At 65.7% G+C, this 12,439-nt stretch carries 12 protein-coding genes; 9 read left to right on the plus strand and 3 right to left on the minus strand.

Annotated elements, in window-relative coordinates; all coding sequences use genetic code 11:
* Positions 1 to 15 precede the first annotated feature (15 nt).
* The 4 genes from panB (at position 16) to IPN92_03560 (ending at position 3,442) form a co-directional block, all read left to right on the plus strand.
* The gene (gene panB / locus IPN92_03545) at positions 16 to 819 is read left to right on the plus strand and encodes a 3-methyl-2-oxobutanoate hydroxymethyltransferase (protein ID MBK8637387.1); all 804 of its coding nucleotides are present in this window, start codon (positions 16 to 18) and stop codon (positions 817 to 819) included.
* Between the two features lie 32 nt (positions 820 to 851).
* Complete coding sequence (locus IPN92_03550) at positions 852 to 1,703, plus strand: pantoate--beta-alanine ligase (GenBank protein ID MBK8637388.1); 852 nt, start codon at positions 852 to 854, stop codon at positions 1,701 to 1,703.
* 194 nt (positions 1,704 to 1,897) lie between these two features.
* Positions 1,898 to 2,278: an aspartate 1-decarboxylase gene (locus tag IPN92_03555; GenBank protein MBK8637389.1), complete on the plus strand. Its 381-nt coding sequence runs from the start codon at positions 1,898 to 1,900 to the stop codon at positions 2,276 to 2,278.
* A 183-nt stretch (positions 2,279 to 2,461) separates the two neighbouring features.
* Positions 2,462 to 3,442 (plus strand): malate dehydrogenase, encoded by a 981-nt coding sequence (locus IPN92_03560; protein MBK8637390.1) that lies wholly within the window; start codon positions 2,462 to 2,464, stop codon positions 3,440 to 3,442.
* 356 nt (positions 3,443 to 3,798) lie between these two features.
* Here IPN92_03560 and glgA read toward each other — a convergent pair whose 3' ends face one another.
* Complete coding sequence (gene glgA / locus IPN92_03565) at positions 3,799 to 5,280, minus strand: glycogen synthase GlgA (protein MBK8637391.1); 1,482 nt, start codon at positions 5,278 to 5,280, stop codon at positions 3,799 to 3,801.
* A gap of 310 nt (positions 5,281 to 5,590) precedes the next feature.
* On the opposite strand from glgA, the gene pgi reads away from it, so the two are divergent.
* Positions 5,591 to 7,231, plus strand: coding sequence for a glucose-6-phosphate isomerase (gene pgi / locus IPN92_03570; GenBank protein MBK8637392.1), 1,641 nt, complete (start codon positions 5,591 to 5,593; stop codon positions 7,229 to 7,231).
* Positions 7,232 to 7,235: 4 nt separating this feature from the next.
* Positions 7,236 to 7,616 carry a DUF2288 domain-containing protein gene (locus IPN92_03575; protein ID MBK8637393.1) on the plus strand — a complete coding sequence of 127 codons (381 nt, stop codon included), beginning with the start codon at positions 7,236 to 7,238 and terminating at the stop codon, positions 7,614 to 7,616.
* A 458-nt stretch (positions 7,617 to 8,074) separates the two neighbouring features.
* On the opposite strand, the gene psd is transcribed toward IPN92_03575, so the two are convergent.
* A complete protein-coding gene (gene psd, locus IPN92_03580; protein ID MBK8637394.1) occupies positions 8,075 to 9,100 on the minus strand; it encodes a phosphatidylserine decarboxylase in 1,026 nt (341 codons plus the stop codon).
* A complete protein-coding gene (locus IPN92_03585) occupies positions 9,093 to 9,755 on the minus strand; it encodes a hypothetical protein (GenBank protein MBK8637395.1) in 663 nt (220 codons plus the stop codon). Before IPN92_03585 ends, psd begins: the two co-directional genes overlap by 8 nt.
* A 128-nt stretch (positions 9,756 to 9,883) precedes the next feature.
* Between IPN92_03585 and msrB the strand changes: the two genes are divergently transcribed.
* Genes msrB through IPN92_03600 form a run of 3 tightly spaced genes read left to right on the plus strand, consistent with a single transcriptional unit; the run spans position 9,884 to position 12,439 of the window.
* The gene (msrB, locus tag IPN92_03590; GenBank protein MBK8637396.1) at positions 9,884 to 10,315 is read left to right on the plus strand and encodes a peptide-methionine (R)-S-oxide reductase MsrB; all 432 of its coding nucleotides are present in this window, start codon (positions 9,884 to 9,886) and stop codon (positions 10,313 to 10,315) included.
* Positions 10,312 to 11,904: an apolipoprotein N-acyltransferase gene (gene lnt, locus IPN92_03595; GenBank protein MBK8637397.1), complete on the plus strand. Its 1,593-nt coding sequence runs from the start codon at positions 10,312 to 10,314 to the stop codon at positions 11,902 to 11,904. The genes msrB and lnt overlap by 4 nt, the downstream gene beginning before the upstream one ends.
* A gap of 22 nt (positions 11,905 to 11,926) precedes the next feature.
* Positions 11,927 to 12,439 carry a hypothetical protein gene (locus IPN92_03600; protein MBK8637398.1) on the plus strand — a complete coding sequence of 171 codons (513 nt, stop codon included), beginning with the start codon at positions 11,927 to 11,929 and terminating at the stop codon, positions 12,437 to 12,439.

Genomic DNA, 12,439 nt, shown 5'->3' on the forward strand with positions numbered 1-12,439 from the left:
CACCGAGATGCCTGCATGAACACCAAGCCTATCACCCTCTCTACCCTGGCAGCCATGAAACAGGGGGGTGAACGCATCGTCGCCCTGACCTGTTATGACGCCAGCTTCTGTCGCCTCCTTGAGGAGGCCGGCGTGCAGGTGCTCCTGGTGGGCGATTCACTGGGCATGGTGGTCCAGGGCCAGGAGACCACGGTGCCCGTGACCCTGGATGATATGGTCTATCACAGCGCCTGCGTGGCGCGGGCCCGCCGCCAGGCCCTCATCCTGGTGGATATGCCCTTCCTGACCTACGCCACCCCGGACCTGGCCCTGGCCAGTGCCGGCCGGTTGATGCGAGAGGGCGGCGCCCAGATGGTCAAGCTGGAAGGGGGTGCCCCCTTCGTGGAAACCGTGCACCGGCTCACCGCTAACGGGGTCCCGGTCTGCGCCCATCTGGGGCTCCTGCCTCAATCCATCCATCGCCTGGGCGGCTATCGCTACCAGGGGCGGGATCGGACCTCCGCCCTGGCCATTCTGGAGGATGCCGTGGCCCTGCAGGAGGCGGGGGCGGGGCTCCTGGTCCTCGAATGTGTTCCGGCGGACCTGGCGCGGGAGATCGTCTGCGCCTTGCGGATACCGGTCATTGGCATCGGCGCGGGCAATGGTTGTGATGGCCAGGTCCTGGTACTTTATGACTTGCTGGGCCTGAATCCCCGGGGGGCGCCACGCTTCAGTAAGGATTTCCTGACCGGACGCGGCAGCCTGGGGGCGGCCATCGCCGCCTATGTCGAGGCGGTACGCAGCGGAGACTTTCCCGGCCCCGAGCAAACCGCCTACTAAAGGCCCTGCCTTCACCACCCCGGTCTCAGCCCATGCCTCTGGAATTCATCGAACAGGTCCCAACCCTGCGCGCGCGCATCGCTAACTGGCGCCGGGCGGGTCAGCAGGTGGCTTTCGTCCCCACCATGGGCAATCTGCACGCAGGGCATCTGGCCCTGGTGCGGGAGGCTCTGCGTCTGGCGGACCGGGTCGTGGTCAGTATCTTCGTCAATCCCCTCCAGTTTGGGCCAACTGAGGATTTCACCGCCTACCCTCGCACCCTGGAGCAGGACCGCGCCCTGCTGGAAGCGGCGGGGACCGATCTACTGTTCGCGCCCGCGGTCGCCGCCGTCTATCCCCGTGGCCAGGCCGGGCAGACCCGGGTGGAGGTGCCCGGTATCTCGGACCTCCTGTGTGGGGCCAGCCGGCCGGGTCACTTCGTGGGCGTGGCGACCGTGGTCTGCAAGCTGTTCAACATGGTCCAGCCCGACCTGGCCATCTTTGGCGAGAAGGACTTTCAGCAGCTACTGGTCATCCGCCTCATGACCGAGGACCTGAGCATGCCGGTCGGGGTTAGGGGCCTGGCCACGGTGCGGGAGCCGGATGGGCTGGCCATGAGTTCCCGCAACGGTTATTTGACCCGGGAAGAGCGCGCTCGGGCACCCGCCCTCTACCAGACCCTGCTGCGGGGTGGCGAACGGCTGCGCGCCGGGGTGGTCATCCCCGAGGTCGAGCGCCTGGCGGCGGAGGAAATCGCCACCGCCGGATTCGGCCCGGATTATTTCAGCGTCCGTCGGTCCGGGGATCTTGGCCCAGCGGGGATTGAGGATCAGGATCTGGTGGTGCTGGCCGCAGCCCGCCTGGGCCGGGCGCGGCTGATCGACAATCTTTGCGTCCGACGCTAGGATTCCGGTGGCATCCCATTGAGATGAAACGCGCAACAGGCTAATCTTCACCCTCCTTAAAGAGCTGCTCCTGGCCGGAACGGGGACAATGCTGCGGCGCAGCAGAAAATGCAGCAATGCTTTCCATTTTGAAATAAAATGCTTCCACTTCTTTCCTCATGCTCCGGCTTTAGGTTCGCCAGAGGGTTTCCCATATGCAACTGACTTTACTTAAGTGCAAGCTGCATCGCGCATGCGTCACGCACGCCGAGCTCGATTATGAGGGTTCCTGCGCCATCGACGAACAGCTGATGGCCCTGGCGGGGATTCGCGAGTACGAACAGATCCAGATCTATAACGTCACCAATGGTGAGCGTTTCACGACCTATGCCATTCGTGCCGACAGCCATTCCCGTATCATTTCGGTCAATGGCGCCGCCGCGCACAAGGCCGCGCCTGGCGACCGGGTCATCATCTGTGCCTACGCGGCCATGGATGACGCCGAGGCCGATGCCTTCAGTCCCAGCCTGGTCTATCTGGACGAAAACAATCGCGTGACCCGTACGGGCCACGCTATTCCTGCACAAGCGGCCTGACTCCCCTGAAGCCCTATTCGCTGGCCTGGCCGTTGGGGCCGAGTAACCCTGAAACTGGACTGGCCGAGGTGATCGTAAGTCAAGGATGCCCAGGCCCTCTTCACCCTGGATTCGCCCCGCGATAACCCGGCTAACCGCCGCCCTGATCCCAGTACTTAACGCCTGGATGAGAGGATTGAAACGATAATGAAAAAACCCATCAAAGTGACCATCACCGGCGCCGCCGGCAATATTGGCTATGCCCTGGCCTTCCGTGTCGCCGCCGGCGATGTGTTCGGCCCCGATCAGCCCGTGATCCTGCGGCTGATGGAACTGCCCATGACCATGGGGCCCCTGGGCGGGGTCGGCATGGAGATGGAGGACTGCGCCTTTCCCCTGGTGCATGATGTCGTCCTGACGGATGACCCCAAGATTGGATTCCGCGACACCAACTATGTCCTCCTGGTCGGCGCCAAGCCACGCACCAAGGGCATGGAACGCAAGGACCTGATCACCGAGAACGCCCGCATCTTCTCGACCCAGGGCCGGGCCATCAACGAACATGCCGCCCGGGATGTGCGCGTCATGGTGGTCGGTAACCCCGCCAACACCAACGCCATGATCGCCGCCGCCAATGCCCCGGACCTGCCCAAGGAGCGCTTTACGGCCATGGCGCGCCTGGACCACAACCGCGCCATCGGCATGCTGGCCAAGAAGACCAACCGCCTGGCGGCTGACGTCCGTCGCATGATCGTCTGGGGCAACCACTCCCCGACCATGCATCCGGACCTCACCCACTGTACCGTCGGGGGCACCCCGGCCCTGGACCTGGTGTCCCTGGACTGGGCCATCGACCACATGATCCCCACCGTCCAGCGTCGCGGCGCCGCTGTCATCGAGGCGCGCGGTGCCTCCTCGGCGGCCTCGGCGGCGGGTTCAGTGGTCGATCATGTGCGCGACTGGTTCCTCGGCACCCCCGATGATGACTGGGTCAGCATGTCGGTCCACTCGGATGGCAGCTATGGCATCACCGAGGGTCTGGTCTACTCCTTCCCGGTGACCTGCAAGAACGGCGACTACCAGATCGTCCAGGGCCTGGAGGTCACTGACTTCGGTAAGAGCCGGATGAAGGTGACGGAGAAGGAGTTGCTCGAGGAGCGCGAGGTCGTCGCGGATTTGCTCTAAGAGATTGAAGTCCTGGGGGCGCTGCATCGAAGAAACCTGCGCCCCCCGGCATCTCCCGACCTGAACATCCTGCGTCGGGGATCCGTTGGACCAGGCTCCGCCTTCCATGGCCGGCTGCCATGTATTAGGTATCCTGTCCCTGAACCTGACCGCACCCCGGGTGGGGAAAAAGTTGCTCGCCAGTTATTTTGACAACCCCTGACAGCCTTGATAGCGTCTCTTGGCCAACACCCAGTTGCAGGCCTGTATCGGGGCCCTGAAAAAAGGGGAGCGTCGCAAATATCCATTGTTTCTGGGTCATCAATTTCAAGATCTTCAGGCTGCTGATGAAATCCAGCCACGGCTGACCGCTTCTACTAAATCCCCAGTGCCTCGGCATAGAGCTCATCGTAATGCCGGGCGCTGGCTGACCAACTGAAGTCCTGGCCCATGCCGTTGAGGGCCAGGCGCCGCCAAAGCTCGGGGCTGTCCCGAAAGATCCGCAGGCAGCGATCCATGGCCTGCCAGAGGCTGTCGGAGTTGGGTTGGTCGAAGCAGAATCCCGTGGATTCCCCACGCTCGATACCCGCAAGTCCCGCATCGATCACGGTGTCCGCGAGACCGCCGGTGCGGCGCACCAGGGGCACGGCCCCGTAACGCAGGCTGTAGAGCTGATTGAGCCCGCAGGGCTCGAACCGCGAGGGCATGAGAAAGGCATCGCTGCCGGCCTCGACGCGGTGGGCGCGGTCTTCGTCATAGCCGATGAAGATGCCGACCCGATCCGGGTGGGCGCGGGCGGCGGCCAGCAGGGCATTCTCCGTCGCCTTCTCCCCGGAACCCTGGAGAATGAACTGGGTATTGGGGTGCGCCAGCAGGCGCGGCAGTATGCCCAGGATCAGGTCCGCCCCCTTCTGTTGCACCAGTCGCCCGATATGGCCGAAGACCAGCGCCTCCTCGTTGCGTGGCAGGCCGAATTCCCGTTGTAACGCCAGCTTGTTTTCCGCCTTGAGGCTGAAAGTCTCGCTGTCGTAGGGCTGGGTGATCTGGGTATCCTCGGCCGGATTCCAGGCCCGATAGTCGATGCCGTTGAGGATGCCGGAAAAGCGTCGCCCCAGTCCCGTCAGGAGCCCATCCAGGCCGCAGCCGGATTCCCGCGTCCGGATCTCGCGCGCGTAGGTCGGGCTGACGGTATTGACCCGGTCGGAAAAGACGATCCCGCCCTTGATGAAGGAGAGTTGCTTGTGAAATTCCAGGCTGTGGAGGGTCCAAAAGACCTCCGGCAGCCGCAGCCGCTCGAAGGTGGCGCGGTCGAACAGCCCCTGGTAGGCCAGGTTATGGATGGTGAAAACGGTGGCGGGGCGATCCGGCTGACCATGGAGCAGGGCCGGCACCAGACCCGTCTGCCAGTCATTGCAGTGAATAAGCTCCGGGCGCCAGTCCAGCACCTGACAGCCCATGCCGATGCGGGCCACCACCTCGCAGAAGAGCATGAAGCGATCGGCGTTGTCGCCCCAATCCTTGCCGCTGGTGTCGGTGTAGGGGTTGCCCTCGCGCGCGAAGTAGTCTGGGGCATCTACCAGGTAGGTCGGCAGTTCGCTGTCAGGCAGGCGTCCGCCAAGGATGCGCACCGTCCGCCCGGAGCCGGGGAGGCGCAGGTCGCCCAGGGTCCGGAGCTCGCGCAACTGCCTTACGGCACGGGGATAGGCGGGGATGATCAAGCGCGCGTCATGGCCCAGTTCGCGTAGGGCGGCGGGCAAGGCGCCGGCGACATCGGCCAGGCCACCGGTCTTGATCAGGGGATGGGCCTCGCTGCTGGCGAAGAGGAGGCGGCGCTGGTTCTCGGTTGTTGGCGCGGCCATGACAAGGCGCTCCCAATGATAGGCGGATTCGCCGAGGCCGGGCCGCCAGGAAGACCCTCCAACCTCGTTCTATCCGGCCAGTGCAACGACAAAGGCCGTCCTGTCAGCGTAAGGCAATCCGCCCTTCGATGATGCCAAGTGGTAATATCTGGCGTCCCTGTCCGCAAGCGAGACAAACTAGCACACATTGGCCCATGCGGTCATCGCGGCGCGAGCTTTTGGAAGCGTCATTGGGCCCTCGCAGGGCGGATTGGCTCGCCCATCATGTCACGGGGCGACCAGCGCCCGTTTTCATCAGGAGTTCGTCGTCATGGCCTTAGTGAACGAGACCACCCAGTGGAAGGCCCTCGAAGCGCACTGGAAGCAAATGTCCGCAGTTCGCATGTGCGATCTCTTTGCCGACGATCCCGGCCGCGCCACGCGCCTGTCGCTGAGGGCGCCCAACCTTTTCGTCGATTTCTCCAAGAACATCGCCACCGACGAGACCTTGAGCCTCTTGCTGGATCTCGCCAAGGCCGTGGATCTGAATGGCTGGATTCGCAGGATGTTCCGGGGCGACCACATCAATAACACCGAGAATCGCGCCGTCCTGCATGTCGCCCTGCGCAATCGCTCCAACCGCCCCGTCATGGTCGATGGCGAGGACGTCATGCCGGCCATCAACGCGGAACTGGAAAAGATTGACCTCTTTGTCACCGGGGTCCGCAGTGGCGATTGGCACGGCTTTACCGGCAAGCCCATCCGCGACGTGGTCAACATCGGCATCGGGGGCTCCAACCTTGGCCCCCTCATGGTGTGCGAGGCCCTGCGTCACTACCAGACCAACGACCTGCGGGTCCACTTCGTGTCCAACGTGGATGGCACCCATCTGACCGAAACCCTGCGTAACCTGGAGGCGGACCAGACGCTCTTTATCATCGCCTCCAAGACCTTCACCACTCAGGAAACCATGACCAATGCCCGGAGCGCCCGGGATTGGCTGGTGACCCGGCTTGGGCCGGTGGCGGTCCGCGACCACTTTGTCGCCGTCTCCACCAATGCCGCTCAGGTGGCTGAATTTGGTATTGATACCCGCAACATGTTCCGCTTCTGGGACTGGGTGGGCGGCCGCTATTCCCTCTGGTCCGTCATCGGCGTCCCCATCGCCCTGGCGGTGGGCATGGACCGCTTTCGCCAGTTGCTGGTGGGCGCCCATGAGATGGACGATCATTTTCAGTCCAAGGATCTGGGGTATAACGTGCCCGTCATCCTGGCCCTCCTCGGGGTCTGGTACGCCAATTTCGCCGGGGCCCGGACTCACGCGGTGCTGCCCTACGACCAATACCTCATGTACCTGCCATCCTATCTGCAGCAGGCGGATATGGAGAGCAACGGCAAGGGGGTGACCCGTGACGGCGTGGCGGTCGAGTACACCACGGGCCCCGTGGTTTGGGGGGAGCCGGGCACCAATGGCCAGCACGCCTTCTTCCAACTCATCCACCAGGGTACCCAGATGATCCCGGCGGATTTCATCGCCGCCATCAAGAGCCACAACCCCTTGGGCGATCATCAAACCCAGTTGATGGCGAACTTTTTTGCCCAGACCGAGGCCCTGATGCGGGGTCGCACCGCCGAGGAGGCGCGGGCCGAAATGCTGACGGCGGGCATGGCGCCGGCCCAGGTCGAGGCCCTGGCCCCGCACCGTAGCTTTCCCGGCAACCGGCCGACCAACACCATCCTGGTCGATAAGCTCACCCCCCGGGCCTTGGGTGCCCTGATCGCCCTTTACGAGCACCGTATCTTTGTCCAGGGCATCATCTGGGGCCTCAATTCCTTCGATCAGTGGGGGGTCGAGTTGGGCAAGCAGTTGGCGGGGGTCATCCTGGGCGAGCTGGAGCGGGGCGAGGTGGGTGCCGATCACGATGCCTCCACGGCGGCCCTCCTTGATTACTATCTGCGCCACCGGGCCTGATGCCATGCTTGCCGATGGCCAGGACCCGCCGGCTGGCCGTGCGGAGGATTTACGGCTACGTGCCAAACTCCATGGTGAGACGGCGACCGCCCCCTGGCGCGAGTTGCTGCGCTTCTTTGCCCAAGGCGCGGTGGTAGCCGTGGCGCCGGGTCTCGACCTCCTCGAGGTCGGCCTGGCTATGTCCCAGGATCGGGCCGCCCTCTTCCATGACTGGCTGGCGGTTGGTCAGGTCGCTCTGGCCACGGATGCGCAGGCCAAGGCCTGGCTCGCCACCGATGCCCACCTCTGGACCCTGGTCGTCAAGCCCTGGATTCTGGTCCAGGAGCTGGGTCCGCCCCGTACCGGGATTCCGGCAGGGGCCAGGTCCGAGCCCTCCGCGCCATGAGGCGCCCTTCAACCCGCCTGCCGCCTGGGCTTAGTCCCGGCGCGGCACCCGGATAATTGACGCACCGGACTTGATCTCCACCCTCGGTTGGCCCCACCTCTGGGGATCCATCAGACTCTAGCCTGCGGCCTAGCCTTAAACATGGATTCCCATCCGCTCCCGACCGATATTCAGCTCCACCAGCAGTCAAGACTGCTGGAAATCACCTATGACGATGGGGCCCGTTTTTTGCTGCCCGTCGAATATCTGCGCGTTTATTCACCCTCGGCGGAGGTGCGCGGTCATTCCCCGGACGAGGCGGTACTCCAGTTTGGCAAGGAGGGGGTCAACATCCGCGACCTCCAGCCGATCGGCCGCTATGCCCTGAAGATCTTCTTTGACGATGGCCACAAGTCGGGGCTCTACGACTGGGGTTATCTCTACAAGCTGGGCCGTGCCTGGCAGCCCCTTTGGCTGGATTACCTGGGCCGCCTGCGGGACGCCGGCCGCGAGCGCTTGGGCCCGGACCCCTTTGAGGTGCTCAAGGCCGAGGGCAAGCGGCCCTCCGTTTTGCCAGCTACCGGAGGCGCCTCGGGGGCGGTCTTGCCGACGCCTCCCGGCCGGGAATGACCGACCCGATTCAGACTGCCGAGCCGTTGGCCCATCCGCAGCGAGGCGCCTGGGGCTAGATCGGTTTCCCAGGCCACCGCCCCCGGGGGGAAGAGGAGGATGACGGTGGAGCCCATGTTGAACCGGCCCATCTCGGCGCCCCGGACCAGATTCACGGTCGCGCCTTCGTCATAACGGCGCCGGGGGGAGGCGCCGCGGGCGGGGGTCACCTCGCCGGCCCAGACCGTCTCCATGCCACCGACAAAGATGGCGCCGACCAGAATGACCGCGAAGGGTCCCGCCTCGCCCTCGAACAGGCAGACGACCCGTTCGTTGCGGGCGAAGAGGCGCGGCACCAGGCTGGCGGTGGCGCGATTGACGCTGAAGAGGCGCCCGGGGACGTGGATCATCTCCCGCAGCCGCCCCGTCGCCGGCATGTGGACCCGGTGATAATCGCGGGGTGACAGATAGACGGTGGCGAAGCTGCCGCCCACGAAACGTTGCGCCCAGTCGGGGTCAACCACCAGGTCCTCCAGGGCGTAATCCAGCCCCTTAGCCTGGAAGAGGCGGCTCTCCTTGATGGCGCCAAACTGGCTCAGGCCCCCATCCGCCGGGCTGACCAGGGCCTGGGGCTCCGCGGGTAGCGGGCGGGCCTCCGGCCGCAGGACGCGGGTGAAGAAGGCATTAAAGCTGGGATAGACCGCCAGGTTTGGCTGCAGGGCCTCGGTCATATCGACCTGGAAGTGACGAGCGAAGACCCGGATGAGGGGCGCGCTCAGGGGGCGCCAGCGAATGCGAGCCAGGCGATACATGAGGGCCGAGAGCAGGTGCTGAGGCAGCAGGTACTGCAAGCCCACGAAGAGCCGGTCGGACCAGGTGGGCGGTAAGTCATTCATGGGAGAGGTTCTCCAGGGCGTCCAGGGGCCATGCGGCCAGGAGGGTCAAGTCAGCGGCCACCGCTGGAGCGGCCTGGCTGGCGGGGAAGAAGGCCAGGAGCCTGGCGTTCGGGGCGATGAGATAGAGGGTGGCGCGGCTATCCCGTTCCGGGTGGGGCGGTTCGCCGAGGAGTTTCGCCAGTTGACCCAGGTCCCCGGCCTCGCCGGACACCAGGCGCAGGGCGGGCGACAGGCGACCAAAGTCCCGCGCCAGGTCGGCCGGTTGGCTGGCGGCGGCCAGGACCAGCCAGGGACGCTGGTCCGGTTCGACCTCGGTCCCCAGGCGGTGGTAAACGTCCAGCAAGCGCTGGATGGCCAATTGGCCCCGGGGCTGAGCCAGGTCCCCAAAGGCGAGCAGGGTCCAGTGGCCGGCGAGTTGGTCCCGGCCAAAGGGCTGCCCCTCGGTGTCCACCAGGGCAAAGGCGGGCAGGGGCATGGCCGGCGCCAGGATTACACCCTCGATGGCGGGGGGCTGGCCAAAGTGCCGCTGATTGCCCCACTGGTAGCCGAGGATGAAGATGCCAATGGCACAGACCATGAGCAGGAGGCGGACCAGGGCCCCGCGCGGGCCGCGGCGCCTCCGGCCTGGCTGGGGTTGCGGTACGGATTCAGACATGGTGAAAAGGGTACATCCTGGGGGTAGTGGACATGGGTGTATGGAAATAGGACGGGCGGTTGCCAAGCTGGCAAAATACTAACTCAATATGGCGTCGGCCAGGCGTCTGGCCACTACCGGGGTTGATGATGAGCGACACAATCAACAGGACGGACGAGGAATGGCGGGCCCGCCTGAGCCCGGACCAATATCGGATCTGCCGCGAAAAGGGCACCGAGCGGGCCTTTACCGGCCAGCATTACGCTAACAAGTCCCCCGGCATCTACCACTGTGCCGGCTGTGGCGCCGAGTTGTTCGACGCCCGGCACAAATACGACTCCGGTAGTGGCTGGCCCAGCTTCTGGCAGCCCCTGGCCAGCTCCCCCGTGGCCAGCGAGCGGGATACGAGCCTGGGCATGGCGCGGGTCGAGGTCCATTGCGACCGCTGTGGCTCGCACCTGGGCCATGTCTTCGAGGATGGGCCCAAGCCCACCGGCCTGCGTTACTGCATCAACTCCGCATCCCTCGACTTCGAACCCGCCACCGATCAGGCTGGCGACCCCCCGGGAACCCTGTCTTGACACCCGCCCAATTATCGGCACCCGGGACGCTTTATCTCCGCACCCCGCTGGCGGCCCTCCTGGCCGCCGGGGCCGGCGCCCTGGCGGTACTGGCCTTCCCGCCCTTTGGGCTCTCCCCGGCGCTGGTGGTCGCACTGGCGGTGCTTCTGGGTCTGCTGTCGGGCCGGCGGCCAGGTGAGGGCCTGCTCATCGGCTGGGCCTTTGGTATCGGCCTGCTGGGTTTTGGCGTCTTCTGGATTCGCATCAGCCTGGACGAATTTGGCAACATGGGGACCTGGCTGGCCCATGCCCTGACCCTGCTCTTCATCCTGGCCATGGCCCTTTACCATGGACTCCTCGGCGGCTTGACCGCCTGGCTGGCTCGCCCGCGCCCGGTCTCGACCGCTACCCAGGCCGATCCCCGACCGCAGGCCCTAGCGGTCGTCCAGGACTGGGCGGTTCCCCTCCTGGCCTTTCCCGCCCTCTGGGTCCTGCTGGAGTGGCTTCGGGGCTGGTTCCTGACCGGGTTTCCCTGGCTCAACGCCGGCGACTCCCAGGTCGATGGCCCCCTGGCGGGCTTTGTCCCCCTCGTCGGTGTCCATGGCGTCAGCCTGCTGATCGCCCTGTCCGCCGGCCTCCTTTGGGGCCTGACGGTCTGGCGGGGCCGTGCCCGCCTGGGCGCCACCCTCGCGCTCACCCTCATCTGGCTCGCCGGGCTGGGCCTGGGGCGCCTGGAATGGACCCAGCCCGCGGGCGCGCCCATCCGCGCCGCCGTCCTCCAGGCCAACATTCCCCAGTCCCTCAAGTGGAACGAGGAATCCCTCTTTCCCACCCTGCGCGCCTATGTGGAGTTGACCCGCGAGGCCTTCGGCAACGCGGTCATCGTCTGGCCAGAGACGGCCATCCCGGAATTTCTCGACCGGGTACGCAAGCCCCTGCTGGAGCCCCTGGCCGAGGAGGCGCGGCAGGAGGGGGCCCAACTCGTCATCGGCCTGCCGGTGCTGGATCACGAGCGCCAGACCTACTACAACGGCCTCATCAGTCTGGGCAAGGGCGACGAGGACCTCTACCGGAAGCGCCACCTGGTGCCCTTTGGCGAGTTCATGCCGCTACGCTCCCTCCTGGGGCCCCTGGCCAAGGCCTTCCAGGTCCCCATGTCGGACTTCAGCTCCGGGGAGGCCGAGCGGCCGCTGCTCCAGGTTGGCCCCCATCGCGTCGGGGTCTCCATCTGCTACGAGGACGCCTTCGCCGCCGAGGTGGTCCAGGCCCTGCCGGACGCGGCCTACCTGATCAACGTCAGCAACGACGCCTGGTTCGGCGACTCCCTCGCGCCCCATCAGCACCTGGGCATTGCCCGCATGCGAGCCCTGGAGAACGGTCGCCCCCTGCTGCGCGCCACCAACACCGGCATCTCCGCCATTATCGATCACCGGGGCCAGGTCCAGGGGACGGTGCCCGCCTTCGAGCGCGGCCTCTTCAGCGCCGAGATCCAACCCCGCGCCGGGCTCACCCCCTTCGCCCGTTGGGGCAATGGTCTGGCCATCGGTCTGGCCTGGGCCCTGCTGGGTTTGGCCCTGATTCGGGTATTAGGGGCGAGGCGCCGACCTTGACCCCCGGTTGGAGACTCGCGACGTGAGCGCCTTGATCCGGTTTTTCGTGGAACTCTGCCTCCTGCGCCGGGGCCCCCAGGACCTGCCCGGCTCCAGTGCCTTGCTGGGCCTGGTGCTGGTGGTACATCTGGTCACCGCCGTGCTGGTCGGCATGGCGGCGGGCCTAACGGCCCCCATCGCCTTGGGCCAGGGACTGGCGGATGCCCTCCTGACCCTGGGCCTGCTGTTACTGGCCCTGCGGGTCACGAATCACCAGCCCCGGTTTTCGCAGGTTGCCACCGCCCTCTTTGGCGCCGGTGCCCTGCTGGGCCTGCTCGCCCTGGTGCCCCTGGGCCTGGTGGCGGGCGCCGAATCCCGGGGAGAGACCTCCCTGGCGGGGTTGCCGCTCCTCGTCCTGCTCTTCTGGAGCCTGCTGGTGACGGGACATATCCTGCGCCATGGCTTCGATCTGCGCCTCGGTCAGGGCGTCCTGATCGCGGTGGCCTTCAACTTCCTGGCCTCGGCCCTCGTCAACGGCCTCTTTCCCGGTTCCTGA

Source organism: Chromatiaceae bacterium, assembly GCA_016714645.1.
Taxonomy (GTDB): Bacteria; Pseudomonadota; Gammaproteobacteria; order Chromatiales; family Chromatiaceae; genus M0108.

Coding starts and splice junctions, on each gene's coding strand:
- panB (MBK8637387.1), top strand. CDS start 16: ATGAACACCAAGCCTATCACCCTCTCTACCCTGGCAGCCATGAAACAG.
- IPN92_03550 (MBK8637388.1), top strand. CDS start 852: ATGCCTCTGGAATTCATCGAACAGGTCCCAACCCTGCGCGCGCGCATC.
- IPN92_03555 (MBK8637389.1), top strand. CDS start 1,898: ATGCAACTGACTTTACTTAAGTGCAAGCTGCATCGCGCATGCGTCACG.
- glgA (MBK8637391.1), bottom strand. CDS start 5,280: ATGGCCGCGCCAACAACCGAGAACCAGCGCCGCCTCCTCTTCGCCAGC.
- pgi (MBK8637392.1), top strand. CDS start 5,591: ATGGCCTTAGTGAACGAGACCACCCAGTGGAAGGCCCTCGAAGCGCAC.
- IPN92_03575 (MBK8637393.1), top strand. CDS start 7,236: ATGCTTGCCGATGGCCAGGACCCGCCGGCTGGCCGTGCGGAGGATTTA.
- psd (MBK8637394.1), bottom strand. CDS start 9,100: ATGAATGACTTACCGCCCACCTGGTCCGACCGGCTCTTCGTGGGCTTG.
- IPN92_03585 (MBK8637395.1), bottom strand. CDS start 9,755: ATGTCTGAATCCGTACCGCAACCCCAGCCAGGCCGGAGGCGCCGCGGC.
- msrB (MBK8637396.1), top strand. CDS start 9,884: ATGAGCGACACAATCAACAGGACGGACGAGGAATGGCGGGCCCGCCTG.